Annotated in this window: 19 protein-coding genes; 12 read left to right on the top strand and 7 right to left on the bottom strand. The window is 40.9% G+C overall.

Features of this window, described 5'->3' with window-relative positions:
- Positions 1–5 precede the first annotated feature (5 nt).
- Together NMK93_RS17980 and NMK93_RS17975 are read right to left on the bottom strand one after the other, a co-directional pair.
- Positions 6–1040 carry a PmoA family protein gene (locus tag NMK93_RS17980; protein ID WP_254528802.1) on the bottom strand — a complete coding sequence of 345 codons (1035 nt, stop codon included), beginning with the start codon at positions 1038–1040 and terminating at the stop codon, positions 6–8.
- A gap of 9 nt (positions 1041–1049) precedes the next feature.
- Complete coding sequence (locus tag NMK93_RS17975; RefSeq protein WP_254528804.1) at positions 1050–2402, bottom strand: Gfo/Idh/MocA family protein; 1353 nt, start codon at positions 2400–2402, stop codon at positions 1050–1052.
- A gap of 190 nt (positions 2403–2592) precedes the next feature.
- Between NMK93_RS17975 and NMK93_RS17970 the strand changes: the two genes are divergently transcribed.
- Together NMK93_RS17970 and NMK93_RS17965 are read left to right on the top strand one after the other, a co-directional pair.
- Entirely contained in the window at positions 2593–4530 is a 1938-nt protein-coding gene (locus NMK93_RS17970; RefSeq protein WP_254528806.1) for a gamma-glutamyltransferase family protein, read from the top strand.
- A gap of 92 nt (positions 4531–4622) precedes the next feature.
- A complete protein-coding gene (locus tag NMK93_RS17965; RefSeq protein WP_254528808.1) occupies positions 4623–6455 on the top strand; it encodes a Xaa-Pro dipeptidyl-peptidase in 1833 nt (610 codons plus the stop codon).
- A gap of 109 nt (positions 6456–6564) precedes the next feature.
- On the opposite strand, the gene NMK93_RS17960 is transcribed toward NMK93_RS17965, so the two are convergent.
- Both NMK93_RS17960 and NMK93_RS17955 read right to left on the bottom strand, forming a co-directional pair.
- Complete coding sequence (locus NMK93_RS17960; protein WP_254528810.1) at positions 6565–7263, bottom strand: LytTR family DNA-binding domain-containing protein; 699 nt, start codon at positions 7261–7263, stop codon at positions 6565–6567.
- Complete coding sequence (locus NMK93_RS17955) at positions 7241–8266, bottom strand: sensor histidine kinase (protein ID WP_254534395.1); 1026 nt, start codon at positions 8264–8266, stop codon at positions 7241–7243. The genes NMK93_RS17960 and NMK93_RS17955 overlap by 23 nt, the downstream gene beginning before the upstream one ends.
- An 88-nt stretch (positions 8267–8354) precedes the next feature.
- Here NMK93_RS17955 and NMK93_RS17950 point away from each other — a divergent pair, with 88 nt between their 5' ends.
- Together NMK93_RS17950 and NMK93_RS17945 are read left to right on the top strand one after the other, a co-directional pair.
- Complete coding sequence (locus NMK93_RS17950) at positions 8355–9626, top strand: hypothetical protein (protein WP_254528814.1); 1272 nt, start codon at positions 8355–8357, stop codon at positions 9624–9626.
- A complete protein-coding gene (locus NMK93_RS17945; protein WP_254528816.1) occupies positions 9623–10645 on the top strand; it encodes an outer membrane beta-barrel protein in 1023 nt (340 codons plus the stop codon). Before NMK93_RS17950 ends, NMK93_RS17945 begins: the two co-directional genes overlap by 4 nt.
- Positions 10646–10674: 29 nt before the next feature.
- Here the strand turns inward: NMK93_RS17945 and NMK93_RS17940 are convergent, their stop codons facing one another.
- Both NMK93_RS17940 and NMK93_RS17935 read right to left on the bottom strand, forming a co-directional pair.
- Complete coding sequence (locus NMK93_RS17940; RefSeq protein ID WP_254528818.1) at positions 10675–12198, bottom strand: M61 family metallopeptidase; 1524 nt, start codon at positions 12196–12198, stop codon at positions 10675–10677.
- 296 nt (positions 12199–12494) lie between these two features.
- Complete coding sequence (locus tag NMK93_RS17935; protein ID WP_254528820.1) at positions 12495–12914, bottom strand: nucleoside-diphosphate kinase; 420 nt, start codon at positions 12912–12914, stop codon at positions 12495–12497.
- A gap of 212 nt (positions 12915–13126) precedes the next feature.
- Between NMK93_RS17935 and NMK93_RS17930 the strand changes: the two genes are divergently transcribed.
- The 4 genes from NMK93_RS17930 (at position 13127) to NMK93_RS17915 (ending at position 17465) form a co-directional block, all read left to right on the top strand.
- Positions 13127–14221 carry an acyltransferase gene (locus tag NMK93_RS17930; RefSeq protein WP_254528822.1) on the top strand — a complete coding sequence of 365 codons (1095 nt, stop codon included), beginning with the start codon at positions 13127–13129 and terminating at the stop codon, positions 14219–14221.
- Positions 14222–14230: 9 nt separating this feature from the next.
- Positions 14231–15079 carry a 4-hydroxy-3-methylbut-2-enyl diphosphate reductase gene (locus tag NMK93_RS17925; protein ID WP_254528824.1) on the top strand — a complete coding sequence of 283 codons (849 nt, stop codon included), beginning with the start codon at positions 14231–14233 and terminating at the stop codon, positions 15077–15079.
- Positions 15080–15172: 93 nt separating this feature from the next.
- Positions 15173–16207, top strand: a complete 1035-nt coding sequence (gene hemH / locus NMK93_RS17920; RefSeq protein WP_254528826.1) for a ferrochelatase — start codon at positions 15173–15175, stop codon at positions 16205–16207.
- Between the two features lies 1 nt (position 16208).
- Positions 16209–17465 carry a metallophosphoesterase gene (locus NMK93_RS17915; RefSeq protein ID WP_254528828.1) on the top strand — a complete coding sequence of 419 codons (1257 nt, stop codon included), beginning with the start codon at positions 16209–16211 and terminating at the stop codon, positions 17463–17465.
- Positions 17466–17476: 11 nt separating this feature from the next.
- Here the strand turns inward: NMK93_RS17915 and NMK93_RS17910 are convergent, their stop codons facing one another.
- Positions 17477–18187 carry a FadR/GntR family transcriptional regulator gene (locus NMK93_RS17910; protein WP_254528830.1) on the bottom strand — a complete coding sequence of 237 codons (711 nt, stop codon included), beginning with the start codon at positions 18185–18187 and terminating at the stop codon, positions 17477–17479.
- 127 nt (positions 18188–18314) lie between these two features.
- On the opposite strand from NMK93_RS17910, the gene NMK93_RS17905 reads away from it, so the two are divergent.
- The 4 genes from NMK93_RS17905 to NMK93_RS17890 all read left to right on the top strand — a co-directional run bounded on the left by NMK93_RS17905 (position 18315) and on the right by NMK93_RS17890 (position 25331).
- Positions 18315–21638 (top strand): SusC/RagA family TonB-linked outer membrane protein, encoded by a 3324-nt coding sequence (locus NMK93_RS17905; RefSeq protein ID WP_254528832.1) that lies wholly within the window; start codon positions 18315–18317, stop codon positions 21636–21638.
- 10 nt (positions 21639–21648) lie between these two features.
- A complete protein-coding gene (locus tag NMK93_RS17900) occupies positions 21649–23220 on the top strand; it encodes a RagB/SusD family nutrient uptake outer membrane protein (protein WP_254528834.1) in 1572 nt (523 codons plus the stop codon).
- Between the two features lie 66 nt (positions 23221–23286).
- Positions 23287–24210, top strand: a complete 924-nt coding sequence (locus NMK93_RS17895) for a dihydrodipicolinate synthase family protein (protein ID WP_254528836.1) — start codon at positions 23287–23289, stop codon at positions 24208–24210.
- Positions 24210–25331, top strand: a complete 1122-nt coding sequence (locus NMK93_RS17890; protein WP_254528838.1) for a hypothetical protein — start codon at positions 24210–24212, stop codon at positions 25329–25331. Before NMK93_RS17895 ends, NMK93_RS17890 begins: the two co-directional genes overlap by 1 nt.
- The last annotated feature ends 1 nt before the right edge of the window (position 25332 follow it).

Genomic DNA, 25332 nt, shown 5'->3' with positions numbered 1-25332 from the left:
AACTCTTATTTCTTACTGAATTTCTGAAAGGCCGCATTGGCCTCGGCATCATTTAATGGTGTTCCCGATCTGATGATGACTTTATATCTGAAGGTTACGGATTCGCCTGCCTTCAAATTGAAGTTCAAGGTCTCCTTTCCTTTGCTGAATTCTTTCTGTCCCAGTGGGTTTGCAGCAAACAAACCATAGCCTCTAGCATGCCAATAAGTGGGGTAACCTACATTTTTTGGGTTGTCTAAAATCAAAATTGAAACCGGTTCATCCCCAATTTTCCCCATCAGATTAACCCATTTCCCTCGGGTTCCCCAAACATCGTCTCCTTCTATGCCTTCGCTGCTGCGGTATTTTCCTGTTACTCTATCATTGTTCAGGGCAGCTACGCTAGTTGGATTCCCATTCGCATCGGTGAATATCTCTGGCTTATCGGACGGATGTTCAAGCTCTCGCGCTATCCGGATCCCAATCAAACCTTCTTTATTATCTGCAAAGGAAACGTCCTGGTCTTGTGCAGTCAAGGTTGTTGTCATCTCTATCGATCTTTGTGAGCCTTCTTCGGAAAACACATACAAAGTATTTTCCTTTAACAGGCTTCTCCCTTCTGGGCTTTGCCAATCTTTTTGCACGGCTAATTCAGCATTTTTGTTATTTGACTTTATTTTCTCAACGGCCACATGTTTGATCGTTCCAAAATCCTTTTTCTTTTCAGGCGGTATCGCGGTAGAATTATTCCAGAAATCCAAACCATTGACATTTCCATAATTAAACCACATACCGACATGATGCGGATGGTCCACACGTTCCTCAGGCCTAGGATCCAAAGGCCAGCCTCTGCTGACCAATGTGCCTTTTGTCGTCCGAAGAGGATAGAGAACCGGTTTCATCAACACATCGGGATAGATATAGGATGTAAATGGTTTTCCGTCGACAGTAATATCGATCCGCTTTTCAGCTTTATTTTCCACAATGGAATACTTTGTCTGTGCATTTGCCTGAATCAGCGAAAAAGCCAATAGCAGCACAGGGAATGTTTTCATTAGCATAATCCTTCATTAACTGGTTATCACTTCTTGCTTTCCATCATCAAAGGTTACCCTTTTTCCGGTTTCCATGGCAGTTCTGGCCATAATGTTAGCGACAGAATGGTTGTAACCAGCTTCTACCGATGCATTCGGCGTCTTTCTATTACGGACACAGTCCATCCAATTGCGCATATGTAAGGAAGTCATCGGGTCACCACCTGTATTGGCCGAAGTTTCCATTTTTGCTGCATTATCAAGTGTAAATGGAGTCAATAAATTCGCTTTCATCCCCATTTCAGCAGCCGATCGCTCGCTCAATCCTCCTTCTGCACTTACCTGATTGGTATCCAGGTTCAGCATGCCAGCATTGGAATAGTACAACTCTTTGATCCCACCGGCAGAATTGGTGAACCGAGAGGAGTACAGTACCTGAAAACCTTTGCTCTTATCATGCTCAGGGCCATAGTCCATTACTGCCGTTACGGTATCAGGGTTCTCCCGACCATCTTTCCAGGTATAGATCCCGCCATTGGCCACAACACTCCTAGGATGGTCCAAACCTGAAAACCAATGCACCGTATCTATCTGATGGGCCATCCATTGCCCCCAAATACCCGATGAATAGGGCCAGAATAATCTAAACTCCAGATATTTCCTAGGATCCCAAGCAACCTTCGGCCGGTTCATTAAAAATCGGTTCCAGTCCGTATCCTCTTGACGGATTTCCTTGACCAATTTCGGTAATCGCCAGCGGCCGGGCTGATTCACATTCCAGGTCATCTCTACCATATTGATATCCCCAAATTTACCAGACTTGATATATTCATCCGCCGCAATATAGTTTGGCGCACTTCTGCGCTGTGACCCAACTTGTAGTATCTTGCCCGTTTCCTTTACAGCTTTCAACAGTATCTTGGCATCTTCCAGGGTTTCCGCCATGGGTTTCTCGACATATACATCCTTGCCATTTCGGACAGCTTCAGCAGCCATCAATGCATGCTGGAAATCTGCTGTACTGATGATAACGGCATCAATTCCCTTATCCGCATAGAGTTCATCATTGTTACGATATTTCTTGATGGTATTATCCGTTTTCTGCTTGATATAGGCCTCAGCCTCATCGCGCCTCCGGTTCCAAATATCCGATACCGCCACAAATTCAAAGTTGAGTTCTTTGGAGTGGTTCAGGAAAGAGGGAACTAGGGAATCCTTGAACCGATTTGAAAATCCTATAATGCCGACCTGAACCCGATCGTTTGCACCCATAATGCGGCCATAGCTCTTGGCGTCGATCCCCATCGCCGTCAGACCGATTACACCGGCTCCAATGCTTGCTTTTTTGATGAATTCCCTTCTTGAATAATCTGAATTAGCCTTTTCCATAATGCTTAAGTTTTATGTTCGTTAATAAAGCTGTTTTTTGTTTAGGTTTGCTAAGGGTAGCTGCTTAGTTCATAGTAAGTTACGATTTTGATTTATAATTGTTAGAAAAACAATTGTAAAAAGTGAAATAGCTGTTTAACCTTTTAATAAAGCTCCAAAATCGGTAACTTGTTCAAAAAAAGTCCTAATTATGAATTTCAAGTTGTTTTCAGCATACAGAGTATGGCTCCCAACCGTCTTACTTTGCTCTATAAGTATTTCCGCAATTGCCCAACGAACCCAAAAACCTCCACTTCATGGAAAACATTGGATGGCAATCACCGGCAAACCTCTGGCAGCCACAGCTGGCGCACAACTTTTCCAACAGGGAGGCAATGCAGTCGATGCAGCTTGTGCCATGTTGGCTGCGACCTGTACCATGTGGGATGTCCTGAGCTGGGGCGGAGAGACCCAGGCCCTTATTTATCACCCAAAACTTAAAAAGGTCATTGCCATCAATGCCCTCGGCGTAGCACCTACAGGAGCAACCGTCTCTTTTTTCAAGGGAAAAGGTTATGATTTCCCGCCAGAATACGGCCCCTTGGCCGCATTGACGCCAGGTACACCGGGAGGACTTTGCCACATGTTGGCAGAATATGGAACCAAAAGCCTTGCTGAAGTTCTTGCTCCAGCCATGGAAATGGCAAAAGGATACCCTATTGATGCGCAGACTGCCAATAGTATAGAACGCGGAAAAGATAAGATCAAACAATGGCCTTACAGTAAAAAAGTTTTCCTAGTGCATGAAGGTGAGGAAAGAGAAGCCCCAGAAGCCGGAGAAATCTTTGTCCAGACCGATCTATTGAATACCCTGACCAAGATGGTTGAAGCCGAGAAACAAGCCTTGAAAGCCGGAAAGGGTAGGAAAGCAGCGATCATGGCTGCCAACGACAGATTCTATAAAGGTGATATCGCCGATGAGTTTGTTCGTGGAAGTCAGGAGCAAGGCGGTCTGATCACGAAAGAAGATTTGGTAAAATGGAAGCCTATTGAAGAAGAACCTTTGAAGATCAATTATAAGGGAATCGATGTTTATAAATTGCAGGAATGGACCCAAGGCCCATCCATGCTCCAAGCTTTGCAGATCTTGAAGAATTATGATCTTCCTAAAATGGGTTACAATTCAGTGGACTATATCCATACCGTTTACCAAGCCATGAATTTGGCTTTTGCTGATCGCGATTTTTATTATGGTGATCCTTATTTCAGCCGAAATATTCCAATGAAAGGTCTTCTGAGTGAGGAATATGGTAAACAAAGGGCAGGAGAGATCGATCCTAAAAGAAATAATCCAGCCACAGCTCCAGGAGATCCCTATGTTTTTGAGGGGAAGAAAAACCCATTTGAAGCATTGTTGCAAGAGCGTCAGGAAAGATTTACTCCGACTGAAAAAAATAAAGGTGAATTTGTTCCTAAGCATGATGTAACCACCTCATCAACTTTTGAACAATCAACCAATCCATTAGATGAAGAATATATGGACCGCTTATGGCGTGGCACAACCACGGTCGAAGCCGCAGATGCGGAAGGTTGGGTCGTTTCTATTACCCCTAGCGGTGGCTGGCTACCGGCAACGATCGCTGGAAATACCGGGGTGGGAATGAGCCAAAGGTTACAGAGTTTTGTTCTGGACTCCTTGATCAACCCCTTCAATGTTGTTGAACCGGGTAAAAGACCTAGGGTGACTCTCACACCTTCCATGGCCCTAAAAGATGGCAAACCATACCTTTCCTTTGCTGTTCAAGGTGGTGATACCCAAGACCAAAATCTACTGCAATATTTCTTGAATATGGTAGAATTTGGTATGACTGCCCAACAAGCAAGTGAAGCTGCAAATATCAATAGCAACCAATTGTGGCTTTCACTCGGCGGGACCAAGATGGAAGACCGGAAACCTCGTGCCGGTAGTTTACTGTTGGACCGTAAGACAGATCCAAAAACTATTGAAGCACTAAAAGCTATGGGCTATTCCATTCAATTAGGCGACCGAACCAGTGGTCCTATCAATGCCATCTATTTTGACGAAAAGCATGGTAGTCTATGGGGTGGAAGCAGTAACAATGGCGAAGACTATGGCATTGGCTGGTAGTTCGAGATTATTTGATAAATTGTTTAATATTGTAGGAAGATCAGGAATCGGTAAGATTGACCGACGATCTAATCACAAAAATTATTATGCCGATGGTAAATAAATTATTCGCTTCCGTACTTCTTTCTACGTGTTTTGTGGCCTCCTCATCTGTACTATTTGCGCAGACAGTGCCCGTCATCAAAGAAGGCGAAGCTCAGATTGTAGAAGGTTTCAATACACCAGATAAATGGATCCGTGAGGACCTTTGGGTGGAAACTGAGTTTGACACCGATGGAGATGGAAAACCGGACCGGATGCACGTCGATGTCACTCGTCCCTTCCAGACGGAAACCGAAAAACTGAAACTCCCTGTCATCTACGAAACCAGTCCCTATTATGCTGGTACTGCTCAGATGGTCGATGGGATCATGTGGGATGTGAAACATGAAATAGGAGAAAAAGCGCCTACTCCTAGGGTACATCCCGAGGTTAAAAGAACAGGTGAAAGACCTATTATTTCCAATAGCCTTATTCGTGAATGGGTAAAACGTGGTTTTATCGTTGTGCATTCTTCATCGCCAGGTACTGGATTATCTGATGGTTCGCCTACTATTGGTGGCCCTAATGAATCCCTTGCTCCGAAAGCTGTCATCGAATGGCTGTCAGGCAAGGACAATGGGTATACCAGCCGCGATGGAAATGAAAAAGTGAAGGCCTATTGGTCAACGGGAAAGGTAGGAATGACCGGAACTTCATTTAACGGTACACTACCTTTGGCAGCTGCTACAACTGGTGTGGAAGGCTTAAAAGCCATTATTCCCGTTGCACCCAATACCTCTTACTACCATTATTATCGTTCTAACGGATTGGTTCGCAGCCCAGGAGGGTATTTAGGTGAGGATATCGATGTATTATATGATTTTGTCCATAGTGGTGATGAAGCAAAACGTGCATATGGCAATAAGGTAATCCGTGATACGGAAATGGCAAATGGTTTAGACCGTGAGTCTGGTGATTATAATGATTTTTGGAAAGGTCGCGATTATCTGAACCAAATGTCAGGCATGAAAGCCGCGCTATTGATGTCTCATGGATTCAACGATTGGAATGTGATGCCTGAGCATAGCTACAGGATCTATAAAGCTGCAAAGGAATTGGGAATTCCGACTCAAATCTATTACCATCAAGATGGTCATGGTGGACCGCCACCCATGAAAATGATGAACCGTTGGTTTACCCGTTATTTATATGATGAGCAAAATGGAGTTGAAAAAGACCCTAAGGCTTGGATCGTGCGTGAAAATGATAGACAGTTCAATCCTACTGCCTATGCCGATTATCCAAATCCTGCCGCATCCAATGTGAAGCTTTTCCTAGCTTCAGGTGCTCCAAAACATGGTAGCTTGTCAACCAAACAAAACTCAGGAAAAGTTAAAGAGACTTTGGTTGATGATGTATCCTTTAGGGGTGATTCATTGGCACAATTAGAAAATTCTAAACATAGATTGCTTTATCTAAGTCCAAAACTGACTAAAGATCTCCATATTTCGGGTTTGTCCCGGATCAATATCCGCTTAGCAAGCAGTAAACCAGCAGCAAACTTGTCGGTTTGGTTGGTTGCATTGCCATGGGAAAAGGGCAAGGATGTGAAGATCACGGAAAACATCATTACCCGTGGATGGGCTGATCCGCAAAACTATGAGTCATTGACGAAAAGCAATCCGCTGAAACCAGGCAAGTTCTATGATTTGGCTTTCGACCTGCAACCCGATGATCAGATCATTCCTGCTGGGCAACAGATTGGCTTAATGATATTCTCCTCCGATCAAGAGTATACCCTCTGGCCAGAAGCCGGAACGGAACTGACGCTTGATCTAAGTGGAACTAGTTTGACCCTGCCAGTGGTAGGCGGAGTTCAGGCATTTGAGGCTGCGGTAAAATAAATTATTTATGTAAATAGCAAACCCGTATCTGCCTTTTGATAGATACGGGTTTGCTATTTTATATCAATGCCTGTAGAACAAACGAAATGCATAAAGCATTTAAAGCCTATTAATTCAGACTCTTCTGGTCAATGAATTTCTGAAAGTCAGCCTTATAGGAGGGACCAATAGGAATATTATGTTGATTTCCAGCAGAAGTAAATATCAGATGGTTGTTTTCTACCTTTTCAATATTGGATATTGAACAAATAAAGGATTTGTGAACTCTTACAAAATTACTTTTAGGCAATAAGTTGTCCAGCTGTTTTAGGGATATTAAGGACAAGAATGACCCTTCTTTGGTGTAAATTTTCGAATAGTTCTGTAAACTCTCAATGAACAGAATGTTTTCGAACTTTAAATTCACATAATTGCCACGGTCGGTTTTCAAAAAGAAATTATCCTGCTTTACATCCGAATTTAATTCTTTCTTTAATTTAATTACGGTTGCCAGAAATCGCTCTAACTTAAAAGGTTTTGCCAGAAAATCTATAATATTTAAGTTAAACCCTTCAATTGCAAACTCAGTGTAGGCGGAGCAGATTACGATTTTTATGTGTTTTGGCAATAATTGCAACAACTGAAGGCCTGAAATTTGGGGCATATTGATGTCCACAAATACGCAATCGATGTCATCCGTACAATGCTGTATAGCTTCAATCGGATTGGTAAATTCACCTTTAATCTGCAAATCTGGTATATTCTCGATGCATCCTCTCAAATAGTCCAAACAATGCTGTTCATCATCAATTATCAAACAATTTATCATGATCACTAAATTCTAACTGGATGAAATATTTGCCTTTTATAGCCTCTGACTTAAATATATACTTATTATAATTCCTTTCCAATGCTGAAGCTATATAAGTACTTCCCAATTTTGATGACTGCAACTCTTTTCCGATATCGGCCTTGATAGGGTTTTCAGATAAATATATTAATCGATCATTTTCAAGTTTAATCGAAATATGGCTAGCATCAGGAATGGAAATATCCCCATGTTTATAAATATTCTCGATCAAGGTCGCTAAAAGTAATTTTGGGATAAGAATATCCTCAGATGAGTTGAGCTCAATATCGAGGGTGATAAAGATATTAGGGTTCCTAAGCTTATTTATTTCTATATAATCCTTAATGTAATTCAACTCCTCCGATAATTTTGAGAAACTACTGTCATTCGCTAAGGTATGCCTTAATATAGTCGTCAAAAGATATATAGAATCAGAAACATTGCTGTTTAATTTATGGGTACTTGTATATAAATAGCTTAGGGTATTGAAGATAAAATGTGGGTTAATCTGAGCTTTCAACAGCTTGTATTGCAATGCTATTAGGTCCTTCTCCGAATTTATTTCGTTTTGTTTATAAAGGTTTATTTCTGAAATCAACTTTAATTTTGCCTCATGCATCATCTCGGACTTTTTATAGATTCCATATCCTATACCCATTAACAGAAAATGAAAACTTCTCATTACTTGCCCGATGATACTGAACCTTAATTCAAAAAAATATTCTAAAAGTGTTTTCAGAACAATAAAGAGTGCCACAAAAGTGATAATACCCACGAATAGTTCCAGCTTTTCTTTTTTTAGGATCAGGTTGGAAATTCCATAGACAAAGAAAATGTTTATGCTGAAAAAGATGATTGTTTTAAAGAAGGGTATTGGGATGCCGGAAAAATATAGCAATGAACATTCATAAAAAATATATGCAGTCCAGAATAAAATATGTTTCCAATATTTTGAGAATATCCCTTGAAAAGCAGCCTTCATCAATTTAAAATGTTTCTTTATCCTTTTAGTTTTTAAAGTTTTGTTTCATAGCTCATCTTTGAACCACATAACTAAAGATAGGCATGACATGAGGATTTTGGTACTATTATTTGTTTTTCTTCCAAGTTTAGTGATTGGACAAAAATCTGTCGGTCTAAAATTCACTGATCAAAGGGATAATTTACCTCTTATTTCTGCCAGTCTAAAAGTGGTTGAAAAATCTAATATCAGGGTTTATCTTACAGATACTTTAGGGAAGGTTGAGTTTGCAACAAGTTCAGATTCGATAAAAATTGTTCTTTCCCATACCTCCATGGAAGGAGAATTCATAAAAGACCTCTTACTGGATAGTAAGGATTCTGGAAAGTATTACAGAGAGATTATAGTGAATACAAAGGTCTTTGGGCTGGACACTTTGCTAGTGACCAAAAATATTAATCCCGTGCAGTATTCAGAAGGAAAGATCTTGTTTAACCCCAGTCTAGATCCTTCCTTAAAAGGTAGAGCTACCCAGGATGTCTTAAATAGAGTTCCTTTAGTGCAGGTTGATGCTAGCGGTAATATCTCCTTGAGGGGTAATTCGAATGTTCGGATTTTATTGAATGGGAGCGATATAGCTGATTTAGGATTAAATCAAAAGGATATTGTAAAAATTATCGGATCAAGCAATATCGAAAGGATTGAAGTTAGTACCATTTCCGGTGCAGAATCAGATGGTGAAAGTTCAAGTGGATATATCAATATATTGACCAAAAGTAAATTTGGATTAGGCATGAAGTCTGAGCTCGGTGTCCATGCTAAACTTGGTAATTCTTATGAAATATCACCAAATGCCAATTTTTCCTACGGTCTATCAAAATTGAACCTGTATCTATCTGCTGGCAATACCTTATTTGAAACCAAAGGTTCTACTGCAATTAGCAATAACTTTATTCCAGAATCTTCCCAGGTAAATCAAGTTGGTGAACTTAAGTACAAAGGCAATCCCTACTACATAAATACAGGAATATTTTATAACCTTGGAAAAGGGAATAGCATAAGGTATAGCGGGGTTTTTAATAACAACGCATTCGATTATAAAACGGTATTGAATGCCTTGGTTGAATCCCATGGTAATAAAAATGAGTATGGTCTTTCCAATACAAATGCGTATCAAACTTCCAATCTTGCGAATAGTGTTGAGTATAAGAAAGAATTTGAAGAAGGGGGCCTATTGAAAATATCTGGAACCTATTCCCAAGCGAATTCAAAAATTGAAGGATTAAGTCGGCAAGAAAATCAAACAGATTCGAATAATTACAATAATCTGCAAAATGTATTTATTGCTCAGGCAGATTATTCGGTCAAAAAACAAAATTGAACTACTATACTGGGCTTAAGTTAATTGAAAGGAATTTTGAAGATAGGGTAAATGGAAACTTCAACAATAATAATCGGATTTATTCTGGTTACTTTCAAACTCTATTGAATCTCGGAAAAATCTCCATTATCACTGGGATAAGGAATGAATATACCCAAGTGAAAGGATCCGAATTTGAAAGCAATTATAATAACCTGTTGCCGAATGCTGGCTTGTATAAAAAAATAAATAATGGACAAATCGGGATTGTTTATGCCAAGAAAATCTTTAGACCTGGAATCAATGTCCTTAATCCTAACAGGCAAAGGGTTACTGATATTGTTTTTATAGAAGGTGATCCCAACATAAGGCCAGAAACTAACCATGCAGTTGCATTTAATTTTCAGAAATATTTTAGCGAAAGATTCAATATTTACTGGGATATAAAATACAGTATCAACAAGGATTTTATTGCAAGGGAAACCAAATTAGAAGGAGAAAAGACAATTTTGAGCTATACCAATTTAGGTCAGATTGAAGAATGGTCAAGTTCCTTGAATAGCACTTTTAACCTTTTAAAAGGATTAGATTGGACTGTACAGGCTAATGTTGATTATGCAGACATCAAGGCCACAAACCTTAGCTTTAATAAAAAATGGCACTTCAATTTAAGTAATGAATTGAGATATACTTACAAAGGGTTTACCGCTGAGCTAAACTATTATTATTATACAGCAAAGTATTTCTACCAAAACAAGTTTGTCTCACCGGCCGTAAGTCAATTTACACTCCATAAATCATTCGGTAAGGTTGATGTTTATTTGGGTACCATCAACCCTTTTGCAGAGCGTGCAACTTATCAAAATGAATATAAGACCCAAGATATCATCAGCACGAATATTCAAAATATACATATCCGTTCATTTACTTTTGGGTTGACCTATTCTTTTGGTAATCTGAAGGTTAAAAATAAAACTGGCGATGTCATCAGGGATAATACGGTTAAAGAAGGAAATACAAATCCTATCGGAGGAAATTAAGGATAGACTACTGGGTCGCAATTGATTAATCAATACCCGAAAATATCATTCAAGATTTCCTTCTGTAAGGTCGAGAGTTGTGGTTGGATGGATAGTTTAATACTGCTCTTGCCATCTGCATTATTGCTCTTCTGATATTGAATTCCAGCCATAGCAAGATATTTTTGATAATCCAGATCGTCCAAATTCTGGATATAAGAGAAGATCTCATCAAGATTCTGGCCTGCAATGCTTTCGCAGGTCATTTTTATTTCTGCTTCTGTAGCCCCTCTTTCATTTTCCTTATAGAAATTGTAATAAAGCGCCCTCATCACATCATTGAGGGATTTTTCATTCTTGCTGGCATTCCGGATAGCAAGATCCAAGAACATCCCGATGATCGGACCCTTTTCATAGAAAGAGATCGTTTCGCCACGCTTACCAAAAGGGCCATCTTCCCATGTATTCCAGCTCGATTGCGCTAAAGTCTGTTTTTTCCGGCCCGCATTGTTCTCATATCCCTGAATGGTATTCTGCCAATCTTCCAAACCTTGTTCTGGTTTTAGAAGTCCAGAATTTTTTAAAATCAGGTTTTCGTAATAGACCGTTAATCCTTCGCTCAGCCAGAGACCATTGGTCCGATTAGGACGACTGTAATCAAATGGACCAAGTTCAATAGGTCGGATCCTTTTCACATTGTAATGGTGGAAATATTCATGCGCTATAAAACTTAAAGTTCGCAAGCGGTTATCGGGATTTTCCAATCCTTCGCCGGTAAAAGCAATGGCGGTGGAATTTAGCTGTTCTATGCCTCCATTCCCTTTTCCTAGACCGATAAAGGTGTAATGATCGTAGGGAATATCGCCGAAGAGAGAGGTAGCAGAAATTACAATGCGTTCAATATCTTTGATAAAAGAGTCTTTGTCAAAATCTGCAATTTGATAGCCTAAGAAGCGATGTACCTTTCCTCCGACATTAAATCTAGGGAGTTCCGTTAAGTTTCCGACTAAAATTGGGGAATCATATAGGATATCGAAATGCTTGGCGATATAGGTATTTGGAGCGATGGAATCCAATCCAGTCGCGATCTTATCCCATTGCCCCATCTCCTTAATTTTTACAATAACGATTGCATCCAAATTCTTGTCAGGATATATAAATACTCCGGTTGGCCTGATGAATGCCCTTTCAGCATCAATATAGGGGATAGCTACAAAAGGCCTATCGGTCGTGACGGTATAATTGGCGCGGATGGACTTGCTGTTTTTGCACGCAATCCGCCATTGGTCATCCCTCGTTTTTTGCCATGGCAATGCCGTATTGCTTTCATCTACCACTTCAAAGTCGGAGACCTTCTTCCCAAAATCCAATTGCTGGTAATAGCCAGGCGTCCAGACCGGCATATTGAGATCTAAGCTGGCAGCATTATCCTTTACCTTAAGTTCCATTTGCACCTTGAATTTATTTCCATTCCTCTCAGAGAGATCCACATGAAACAAAACAGTGTCTTTCTGCGCAAAGGCGTTCAGTTGTATGGAAAATAGGAACAGACTTAGGAATAAGATTGCTTTCATGGTTGTTAGATTTGAATGATTGGCAATGCTAAATTTAGTAATAAAAGTCAATTGTACATTTATATTGGATCAATTTTTGGATAAAATATTATTTAGGAAAAATTTATAGGCTTGATTTGTTTTGGGGTTTAAATCGCTTGTATCAATTTGGTTTCATTCGGGACACATTCGGAATTTTCGCAATGTGTCTCGAATAAGGTCAAAGCCATAGTCGAAGCGTGCTGATCGGATCACAAACAAAAAGAGGTTCTTAACATGGTAGTTAAGAACCTCTTTTGTAAGATATTTTTATATCCTTAGAATCTTTCGAATTGCGAGAAGAAGAAGTTTCCTTCGATATCAGCGTTTTCGTCAGAGTCAGATCCATGGACAGCGTTAGCTTCGATAGAGTCAGCGTATTTGTTACGGATAGTTCCTTCAGCAGCTTTAGCAGGATCAGTAGCACCGATTAAGGTACGGAAATCTTCAACAGCGTTGTCTTTTTCCAAGATCGCTGCCACGATTGGTCCTGAAGTCATGAATTTTACTAGATCTCCATAGAAAGGACGTTCTTTGTGTACTGCATAAAAGTTACCTGCATTTACTTCGCTCAGTTGAATGTACTTCATTGCAACGATTTTGAAACCGCCAGCGATAATGTCATTCAAGATAGCACCAGTGTGACCATTTGCTACCGCATCTGGCTTAATCATTGTGAATGTTCTGTTTGTAGCCATTTTACTCTAAAATTTTTGCAAAGGTAATAAAATAGTATTAAGTAATTAGTATTTAGTGCTTAGACTTATGGGAGAACTAACCTTAGTGATATTACTTGCACTCCAAGAATGTGCTTATTGAGACAAAATGTAAAGATTTTGAGACCCCTAGCTAATTCTCTTAAGCTAATAAAGTATATCTTGGGTCTGATCACTATCTTGCGCTTCTATTTATGGAAACACCTAGTCAACCTGCTGCGCAGCAGCAAAACCTTAGTACTTCAAAAGTTCATTTTGCTTCCTTGGATGGCCTCCGTGGGATTGCTGCCATCAGTGTTGTCCTATTCCATTTTATGGAGATTGCAGCCCCTGATTACAAAGATAATTTTGTCGCACACAGTTACCTAGCCGTTGATTTCTTCTTCTGTCTTTCGGGATTTGTGATTGCTTATTCCTATGATGACAAATTGGGTAAGATGGGTTTGAAGACCTTTTTTAAGCGTAGGTTGATTCGCCTGCATCCCTTAGTGGTCATCGGTGCGATCATCGGTTTTCTTGCTTTTGTGTTTGATCCATTCAGTAACCTCAAGGATTCCTTTTCCACTACGCAGATCGTTCTGATGTTGTTGAGTGCCTGTTTTATGGTTCCCTATGCCATCGTACCGCAGCGATATAATAATCTGTTCCATTATAACCCGCCTACCTGGTCGCTGTTCTGGGAATACGTTGCCAATATCGTCTATGCCTTCTTCCTGGTTAGGGCCAAAAAGCCTGTTCTGTGGATTTTGTTTGTGGTTTCAGCCGCATTATTGTTTTGGGAGGCTGATCGGTCAAAATATTTAGGTTTTGGCTTTGGTGGAGATAATTTTTGGTCGGGAGGTATTCGTTTGTTTTTCGCCTTTACGGCGGGGGTATTGATTTATAGGCTAAATATCCGGTTAAAGCGGACCTTCCCATTCTGGTTGTTGGCTATCATGTTGGCTGCGGTCTTTTTTATTCCATTTTCTTGGGAAACTAGTCCTATCATCGATCCATTGATCGTGGTGTTTTATTTTCCAGTCCTGATCATACTCGGAACTGGCCAAAAGGCAATGGATGCCAAGACCAAAGGAGTTTGTAAATGGTTGGGGGAGCTTTCATATCCATTGTATATGGTCCATTATCCCTTTATTTGGTTGTTCTTGAGTTATGTAGAGCAGTACAAACCAAACGGTACCCAGATGAGTTATATCATTGTTGTCGGGATGCTTTTGCTGATTTTATTTAGTTATTTGGTTGCGGAGTATATTGACAAACCTATTAGAAAAATGTTAAGTAAAAATCTCTAACTTTGTACTATGTCTAAGAATCTGCAAGTAACGATAGATAAGGACTCGGGCTTTTGCTTTGGAGTTGTTTATGCGATTGATATGGCAGAAGAAATCCTGGATCAGGATGGCTATCTGTATTGTCTAGGTGATATCGTACACAATGATGAGGAGGTCGCGAGGCTGAAAGCAAAAGGTTTGCGTATTATCTCGCATGATGAATTGCCAGGCTTGCAGAACGAGAAGGTGCTGATCCGTGCCCATGGTGAAGCTCCGGAAACTTATAAGACGGCATTAGAGAATAATATTACCTTGATCGATGCATCTTGCCCTGTGGTGTTGAAATTGCAGAACCGTATCAAAACTTCACATGATGACAATGAGAAAATCTTGATTTTCGGAAAGCATGGTCATGCCGAAGTTATCGGTTTACAGGGGCAGACCAACAATGAAGCGCTCGTGTTCCAAGATATCGATGAGCTTGATTCGGTTGAATTACCAGCTAAATTTACCCTTTACAGTCAGACCACCAAGAGTGTTGATCGTTTCTATGCGATCAAGGAAGAGCTTATCAAAAGAGGTTATGAGGTGAAGGCCAATGATACCATCTGTAGACAAGTGTCCAATCGATATGAGGATTTGGGGACATTCGCGCAACAATATGACAAGATCATCTTTGTTTCGGGAAAGAAATCTTCGAACGGGAAAGTACTTTTTGATGTTTGTAAACAGGTCAACCCAAACACCTACTTTATTTCAGATCCGGAGGAATTGGATGCCCATTCATTCGCAGACAATGAGACCATCGGTATCTGCGGAGCTACATCGACTCCAATGTGGTTAATGAAGAAAGTAAAGGAAACCATCGAATCCTATTAATCGTCATTTCAATTTAAAATTCATTGATTCAGGCCATTGAAATCTACCATTGCGCCTGTATTGCTATAAATATTGCCTAATTTTGTGTTTAGTATGAGTAAAAAAGCTAAAAAGGGTGTATTGTTGGTCCAGTTGGGTACCCCTAATTCACCGACTACCGGTGAAGTAAAGAAATACCTAACAGAGTTTTTAATGGATCCACGCGTGATGGATATTCCTTTTGTTTCAAGAACCTTGTTGGTCAAGGGAATTATTGTTCCTAAAAGAGCTTCAAAATCTGCTCATACCTATTCTACCATCTGGAGTGAGGAAACCGGATCCCCTTTAATGTACTACAGTGAATTGCAACAGCAGATGCTGCAGCAGGAACTCGGTGATGAATATCATGTGGAATTGGCCATGCGTTATCAGGAACCTTCGATTCCTAATGCACTGAAGAATCTGGAAAGTATGTTCTTGGATTCCATTATTGTCATCCCGCTTTTCCCACAATATGCATCGGCTACGACCGGTTCGGTCATCGACCGTGTCATGGAATTGATGCGCAGTTGGCAATACTTTCCGAAGGTAAGTTTCGTTAGTAGTTATTGCGACAATCCATTAATGGTAGACGTTATCGCAGAACATGCGCATAAACATGACTTGAGCGAATATGATCATTTCCTGTTCAGTTACCATGGACTGCCAGTTCGACAGTTAGGAAAAGTGGATCCTAAGGGCGAATTGAAGTGTCCTGATTTTGGGTGCGATTCTTGCAAGAAAGAATTGAACTCCTTTTGCTATTTGTCGCAATGTTATGCAACCACGCGTGCAATCGTAGAAAAGTTGAATATACCTGAGGAGAAATATACGGTTTGTTTTCAGTCACGACTAGGGAAGACCCCTTGGATTCAACCATATACTTCAGATACACTGCATAATTTGGCAAAAGAAGGGAAGAAAAAACTCTTGGTGTTCAGTCCGGCATTTGTTGCCGATTGTATTGAAACGTTGGATGAGATACAGGTTGAATACGCCAATGAGTTTAAAGAAATGGGCGGAGAAGAGGTCCACATGGTGGAGAGCCTGAACGGCAATCCGAAGTGGATCGAAGCCTTGAAACGAATGGTGTTGGAAAACGGAAATTAAGATGTTAAAATTAAATGCAGTAATATTATTCTTATTAGACTTCTACATATTTTTTGCGCTAAGGGCAACGAATATTAGATTTATCAAGACAAGGTGGTTTACCATCCTATGGTGGGGCTATTCACTGTCTTTGCTGGTAGGATTATTTATTTCATTTCAATATAACATTCCGCTTTCTATCCGTTCCATAATATTAGTAGCCTTTTTCCTGACTGCCGTCAGCAAGTTTGTCTACGCTATCGTCTTGATCGTCGATGATTTACGAAGAGGGGGGATTTGGGTCGGACGTCTATTCTCTAGGGGCAAAGGCAAGGATCTGGAAGAAAGGATTGAGACTTTAGAAGAGCCATTACCGGAGGTGCCCAAAAAAGGGATATCCCGTTCAGATTTCCTGTTAAAATCAGGGATCATCGTGGCTGCCCTTCCCATGGTTCCTTTGGCTTGGGGCGTTATTTCCACTGCTTATGATTACCGGGTTAGACGCCAGAAATTGGTGCTACCGAACTTACCGAAGGAATTCCATGGAATGACGATCGGACAGATATCGGATGTACACTCGGGTTCTTTCTATAATAAAAAAGCCGTTATGGGCGGCGTTGAGCTTTTATTGGCACAAAAACCAGATGCCATCTTCTTTACAGGCGATCTGGTGAACAATGTAGCCTCTGAAATGCGTGATTACCAAGATATCTTTGCACATGTCAAAGCGGACCTCGGGGTTTATTCCACCTTAGGAAACCATGATTATGGCGATTATTACTTTGGTCCCGGTGATTCGCCAGCTAAACGTAAAAACCTGCAAGATCTGATCGAAACCCATAAAGTGATGGGTTGGGATCTTTTGATGGATGAGAACCGTACCTTGAAAATAGGTAACGAAGAGATCTCCATCGTCGGTGTGCAGAACTGGGGTACAGGTCGATTCCCCAAAAAAGGAAATCTTCCGAAAGCCTTGTTAGGTACAGAAGATAAGGCAGTTAAATTATTATTGTCGCATGACCCATCTCATTGGCGTGCACAGGTATTGGAAACCGATGTGGACGTTATGTTTGCAGGCCATACCCATGGAATGCAATTTGGGGTCCGCGGTGAAAACTTCCAATGGAGTCCAGCAAAATATATCTATAAAGAATGGGCGGGTCTCTATAGACAAGGAGCCTCTCAACTTTATGTCAATACAGGATATGGTTTCTTGGGTTACCCAGGGCGTGTCGGTATTGCGCCTGAAATCACCATTTTTGAACTGGTTAAAGGTTAATTGCCAATTTCTTAACCTAGAATCCTTGCAAAATGGTTGTTTAGGTGTTTTCTGATAGCATCTCGATAGGCTTCAGCATCCCTTAATTTCAATACTTGGACCAATTCTTTGTGCGAGATAAAATCTCCCTTCATGATGTCTTTTTCCAATAAGCCGCTTTGATGTACATACTGAAAAATAGGAAATAGCATTTCCTGCAATTCCAATAAGATCTTGTTTTTAGATATCTTGTACAGCTTCCCGTGAAAACGGATCTCATCCTCTACATGCCAAGGATTAGCGGTATCACCGGAAACTATTTCGTTCGCTATCTTTTCCAGTTCAACAATATCCTCATCGGTGATATTATTGACAATAAAATCAGCCATACCTACTTCTAGGGCCAATCTCATTTCAAACATATCCTTCAAGGTTTCATTATCTAAGATAGAAGGGTGGAATACCTTTCTCAATGAACCCAAGACATCGGGATTTCTAAGTACGGCACCTTTATGCTTGATGGATTCGATCAAACCAATGGTCTTAAGCCTTAATAGGGCCTCCCTAACAACTGTCCTGCTCACACCTAGGCTATCCGCCAAATCTAATTCCTTAGGCAATACATCGCCCACGTTCAACTTATTGTCCTGAATAAATTGAATAATCCTTACTTCCGCTTTATCGACGAGGCTTGAGGTGTCAATACTGCCTAATTTTTCCATTGAAGGGTTCTGCTGATCCATAGGTTTGCTATGAAGGTTTAATTTAATGTTACAATATTATTAAAAAAATGTTTGGTTGTAAAACATTATGTATTACATTTGAATAATTATTATGTATAACATAATCCAATTTAATTATTCATCTATTATGAAAAACCTATATGATCAATCTTTGCGGAGGGTCCTCTTGTTGGCCTTTTTGTGCTGCCTCAACCTCGCAGCATTTTCGCAAACTGCTTTAAATGGAACGGTTACAGACCCAGAAGGAAATCCACTTGTAGGGGTGACAGTTTCCAATCAAACCCAAGGACATGTTACAAAGACCGACGAACAGGGAGAGTTTAGCGTTCAAGCTAAAGTATCGGATGTCATAGCATTTTCTTCAATCGGATATCAATCACACAAACTAACCTTAGCGAACCTAGGTTCGGTAAGGATTTCATTAAACCCAACAGGAGAAGATCTAGAAGAAGTCGTGGTTTTAGGCTATGGTAGCATTAAGAAATCAAACCTGACGGGTTCTGTGTCCAGATTGGACAAGCGCGTTTTAGAGACTGGAGTTCGTTCTAACCCAGCATCGGCATTGGCAGGAACCATTCCTGGCCTACGTGTTCAACAGACTTCTGGTCGTCCGGGTTCAGTTCCAAACATCGTATTGCGTGGAGGAACAACCTATGGGGGCGGAGGATCCCCGTTGGTGATCGTGGATGGTTTGATCCGTTCGGGTTTCTCCGATATCAACCAAGATGACATTGAGTCCATCGACGTATTAAAGGATGCATCTGCCACGGCTATTTATGGTGCTAGAGCATCAAACGGGGTGGTATTGATTACCACAAAACGTGGTAAAGATGGCGTGTCCAATATTTCGCTGAAATCTAAGATCGGGGTCAATTCCTTGAATATCCCTTTTGAGTTCTTGGATGCCAAGGACTATTTGTACTGGTCGAGAAAAGGGGTGCAGACCTCTGGCATGTACCAACCCAACCAGTTGAACCAATTGACTTCAGTGGGTCCTTTTGGTACTGGGAACAAGTATAAGGATGATCAGGGCAATATATTAGATGGAAACAAGGTGAGCAATGCCGTTTGGAGTACCATGTTCTTGGATGATTCCAACAGGGAATTATTGGGCCAAGGGTACCAAACCATGATCGATCCTGTTACAGGGAAAGAATTGATCTATAAAGATTTTGATTATACCGATTATGCATTGCGCAAAAATGCCCTGACCCAAGATTATAACCTTGCCGTGCAGGGGGGAAATGATAAGAGTAAATACTATGCAAGTTTGGGTAAATACTATGAGCAAGGGGTGCCAATTGGAACCAATTATGATCGTTTGACCTTTATCCTAAATGGTGATTACAAAATCAAACCTTGGATTACTTCCAATTCAGGCTTGAATTTCGCGAATACCAAATGGAGAGATGCCATCAATGGGGAAGGTAATTATATGACCCGTGCTTTGGGGGCTCCTCCAACCATGCGTGGCTTTAACGCAAATGGAGATCTTTTGGTTGGCCGTGACTGGCAAGATGGTAACCCAGCGGTAAACAATGATCGTTTTATCCGCAATAACCAAAACCAGAAATTTACGATGTCCCAAGCTTTTGTCATTGACCTTTATGAAGGGCTGAGCTTGAGAACAAGTGGTAACTGGTTTATCAACCAAACCAACAATGAATCCTTCAACAGGGATTATTTAGCCAGTCCAGGTAACTGGGTGCGAACTCGAAACTCATCGGCAAGCTATGACAAGATTTTGAACCAAACCTATAATGCGGTTTTAAACTATAAAAACACCTTTGGCGAGAAACATAATTTTGATGCCATGGCAGGATGGGAATTCTTTGATTCCTACAATACAGGATTTTCAGCATCGGGTTCAGGTGCACCATCGGATGACTTCATGGATCTAGGTTTGACCAGTACCGAAGCAAACCGTCGTGGTATCGATTCTTACCATGTCCGTAATAGGATCACTTCGTTTTTCGGACGTTTGAACTATGATTATGACCAACGCTATCTAATGACCTTGACCTTGCGTCGTGATGGCTATTCAAACCTATTGAATAATCGTTGGGGAACTTTCCCAGGGGTGTCATTAGGTTGGAACCTTCATAATGAAGACTTCTTCGCCAATATTATGGGCACTGACCAAGTGGTCAACACCTTAAAATTAAGGGCTAGTTATGGTGCGAACGGAAATATTGGCGGCATTGGAGCTTATGCTTTGCAAGGGGTATATAATTCTTCGACCTATAACCCCAATGGATCCCTACTCTATAAACACAATTACGACAACCAAGTTGGATTTTTAATGACGGACCTAGCCGTGCCTAACCTGAAATGGGAGAGTTTGATTACCAAAGAAGTAGGTTTAGAAACCAGATTGTTAAATAGGTTAGATCTATCGGTATCCTATTATCATAGAACGACTTCGGATAAAATCGCAACCTTGTTGTTGCCAGCGTCAGCAGGATTTACTTCCATTACGACCAACAATGGTGACATGCAAAACCAAGGGGTAGAGATAGACTTAAATTACCAAGCGATCCGTGCAAATGATTTTACCTTGAGCTTCAACTGGAATACTGCCTACAACAAGAACAAGATCTTAAAGCTGCCATATAATGGGGTTGAGAACAACCGTCAGAATGGTTTCCAAGTCTATAACCCAAGTACCATGGAATTAGAATGGGTTGGAGGCCTACAAGAAGGACAGGATCCGAATGTGGCTTATGCATACGAGGCCTTGGGCATTATCCGTACTCAACAGGACCTGGATAATTATGCCCTGCAGCTAAAGGATTTGATCGGAGCGAGAACCTTGGTGCATCCGGATGTGTTCAATGCGATGACGGCTTCAGAGAAAGCCCTGCATTATCCATTGGCCTTAGGGGACGTGATGTGGAGAGATGTCAATAATGATGGCATCATCAATTCCTACGATAGGGTTTACATGGGGAATACCGTACCACGTTGGACTGGAGGATTTGGTCTTTATTCCACTTACAAGGATTTTTCCTTGAGTGCAAGATTTGATTATGCATTGGGCTATGTTGCCTATGATGGACCAAGAGCTTGGTTTTTGGGGATGATGCAAGGAACGTTCAATACGACCACGGAAGTATTGGATACCTATAGCCCAGAAAACACGAACGCAAAATATCCAACCTATTACTGGGCGGACCAATTGTTCAAGAACAATACCAGTCGAGAAAGTAGCATGTTCTACAATAAAGGTAATTATTTGGCATTCCGGGAGATTTCCTTGGCATATCGTTTACCGAGATCTTTGGCGAACAAGATCAAGATGGAAGATTTAAGTGTTTCAGTAACCGGACAGAACCTTCAATACTGGACAGCCAATACCCTGTTTTCTGCGGAAAGTGGGTCGATTGGACAGGGAGGGGGTGGTTACCCACTACCAAGAACGGTCATTTTTGGTCTTCAATTAACCTTTTAAAACTTAAGTCATGAAAAAGATATTAATAGCCTTAGCAATAGCGGCAACGAGCATAACATTTTCCTCTTGTAGCAAGATGGAATTGGATTTAACCCCAGAGGATTATTTCGCAAGTGGATCTTTCTGGAAAACACAGGATCAAGTAAAAGGAGCAATGGTTGGTATCCATAGCCAATTAAGAAATGCGCAGCAAACCTTATGGAGTTTTGGAGAGTTAAGAGGTGGAACTTTGCGAGATGGAACCAGTTTTACAGGTACTGCATCCCTAAACTCGAGTTCGATCATCATCCAAGATGTGCGTGAAAGCAGTCCTGGTTTTAGCAGCTGGGCCAACCTTTATGGACAGATCTTCCAGATCAATAACTTTATATTCCAAGTGGAATCGGCAACCTACCTGTCAGATGCGGAGAAAGGATATTATTTAGGGCAGGCCTATGGATTGCGTGCTTTCTATTATTTCAATCTGTTCCGGACTTGGGGAAGGGTTCCTTTGGTTGCTGAAGCGAAGGTAGCCAATCAGGCACCGAGTTCAGCTGAAGAGTTGTACACTTCCCGTAGTAAAACGGAAAAAGAAACCTTAGACTTTATTAAAGCGGACGTTGAAAAATCAGTTTCTAGTTTCAACAATGACTATAATATCCTAAGCCAAAAAGCGCAGTGGTCCTTGGCTGCGACACAGATGTTGAAAACGGAGGTGTATCTATGGTCCGCCAAGGTAAAGATTGACGGAAATGCTCCGGCAAGTACTGCACAAGATCTTCAGACTGCAAAAGCTGCTGTAGAGGCCGTAATACCAAAATTCACCCTAGTCAATGATTATGCGAATGTCTTTGCGACGGCAAGTTCAGCTGCCAATAAAGGAAATTCGGAAACCATTTTTACTTTGAGGTACCAATATGGTGAGGCGACCAGTTTCTTCAATAACTTTCTGTATGCACAGAGTGATGATATTTCAGGCTACGTAGATGATAAAGGTGAGGCCATTCCAGCAGATCCTTTGAAAATTTCCAATACGGGCATTATCCGTTATGAATACAAATATGGCCTATATCAACTGTATGAAGCAGCAGATAGCAGAGCCAATGCAACTTTCTTAAACTTTAACAAGGGCGATGTGCATGCAGTGGTACTCCGTAAATTCTTGGGTACCATTGTGGAAGGCGTACGAAGCTATTCAGATGACTATCCGATTTACCGCTTAGCCGATGCTTATCTGTTATTGGCAGAAATCAAGAATAAATTGGGGCAAGATCCGACTAATGAAATCATGTTGGTGCGAAACAGGGCTTATAAAGGTTCGGCTCCACAATTTGTAAACGGAGGGTTTGAAGCCAATGAACTTGCCATTTTTTATGAGAGGACCAAGGAGTTTGTTTCAGAGGGTAAGCGTTGGTATGATCTACGCCGCATGCAAGATGCCTCAGGAACGCCATTGGTTTTTCGTAAGGACCTGAATTTGGTTGGGGTGTTGGACAACAATGATTCCCAAAAACATAAAATTCTTTGGCCTATTGACCTTGGAACGCTATCGGCGGATCCGAAGTTAGATGGAGACCAAAATCCTGGATATTCAGGAACTTAATGTTAAATTTAATATAAACCTATCCTGCCCAGCAGGATAGGCTATCTAGTTTTTAATAATTTGTATATGCTAACAAACAAAATTGAAGGATTAATTGCCGCTCCATTTACGGCATTTGATCCAAACGGTGAACTGAACCTAGACCTGATTCCTGCTTATTATCAGTCGCTTAAAAAGAATAATGTGAAAGGAGCTTTTATCTGTGGCTCGACTGGTGAAGGGGTATCCTTGACCTTTGATGAAAAAGTGCAAGTATTGAAGGCCTGGACAGCATTGACAAAAGCCGATCCAGATTTCGCCCTGATTATGTTTTTAGGCGGTACGAATGTCAAGGAATGTAAGCAATTGGCAGTGATCTCTGAGCAAGAAGGAGCAGATGCCATTTCCTTTACTTCCCCTTATTATTTCAAACCTGCAAATGTGCAGCAATTGGCGAAATGCTGTCAGGAAATAGCTGCCGCTGCACCAAATACCGCATTTTATTATTACCATATTCCAGTGCTTACCGGTGGAAACTACAATATGATCGATCTATTGGAAGCTGTGGATAATATGATTCCAACCTTCAAAGGCATCAAATATACGCATGAAGATTTTATGGATTTCTTGTCTTGTTTAAATCATAAAAATGGAAAGTACGATATGCTTTGGGGGCGTGATGAAAACATGTTGTCCTCTTTGGTATTAGGAACAAAAGGTGCGGTAGGAAGTACCTACAATTATGCGGCTCCATTATACAATGATCTGATAGCGGCATATGACCAAGGTAATTTTGAGGAAGCCAATAAATTGCAGCAGAAATCCATTGATATGATCCGTCTGTTAGGTAAATATGGTGGTATTGCAACAGGAAAGGCTTACATGAAATTAGTGGACCTGGATTGTGGAGAATTCCGTTTACCGATAGCCAATATGTCAAAAGAGAATTTTGAGTTGTTCAAAGCTGATGTTGCGGCATTGGGCTTTGATTCCTTTAAGTCAATTAATTAATGCGGACTAAGGCAATATTATCTATGGCGGTTTTAGTGGTTGGTTGTTCTGGTTTGCAGAGCAAGTCTGGATTAGTATGGGAAGAAGCAAGTCATTTGCCTGCGATTTCTGGATCAAAAAATATAGGGGTCGCAGGACCAATAACAGGTATCCTTCAGGACAAACTGATTGTGGCAGCTGGTGCTAATTTCCCCGATGGATTGCCTTGGGATGGAGGAAAGAAAGTTTACCAATCTCAAGGATATATCTTTTCCATTTCAGGGTCAAGCATAAAGCTGGATACCATATTTAATCTTGAAACTGGGATTGCCTATTCTGCCAATCTCAGTCTTCCAGATGCCATCTATATTGCTGGCGGAGAAAATGAAATCGGTCCAATTGATCAAGTTGCCAAATATGAATTATCCGAAAGAGGTAAACTGGAAAAGAAATACTTAAAACCCTTGCCAGTGGCTTTGACCAATGCCGGTTTGGCAGCAGGTACCAACGAAATCTTCTTTATTGGTGGTGAAAATGCAGAATCGGTCTCTGATCGGGTTTATTCCCTGAAATTGGATGATTCCACTGCAAATTGGATAGAATATATGAAACTGCCCTATCCAGTAAGTCATGCTGTTGTGCTTGGCAATGGGAAGGACAAGGTCTATGTCATTGGGGGAAGGAAGAAAAATCCAAATGCCATCAGTGATATCTATGATGGGCTGTTGGAATTGGACCTAAATACCAAAAGTGTTCGTGAGCTTACTAAGCTCCCTAAGGCTTTGGCCGCAGGGACCGGAGTCTATAAAGATGGGAAAATCTTTGTGTTCGGAGGGGATGATGGAAGCACGTTTTCAAAGGTAGAGGAGGCTATAGCCAATATTGCCAAGGAAAATGATCCGCTGAAAAAGGAAGAATTGACTCAAGCAAAGAATAAACTTCAGGCAGGACATCCCGGGTTTTCGAAAGAGAATTTGGTGTATGACCTGAAGACAGGTGCTTGGTCACAATTGGAGGGAATTGAAACTGAAAGTCCAGTAACCACTACGGCAGTTATAAAAGAAAATCTATTTTTTATTCCATCTGGGGAGGTTCGAGCGGGGGTTCGTACCGATCAGATCTTGGTTGGACAGATAAAATAAA

Origin of the sequence: Sphingobacterium sp. LZ7M1, assembly GCF_024296865.1 — a bacterium.
In the GTDB taxonomy this organism is placed as follows: domain Bacteria; phylum Bacteroidota; class Bacteroidia; order Sphingobacteriales; family Sphingobacteriaceae; genus Sphingobacterium.
The sequence above is the reverse complement of the archived record's forward strand: the minus strand, read 5'-3'. Positions and strand labels throughout refer to the sequence as shown.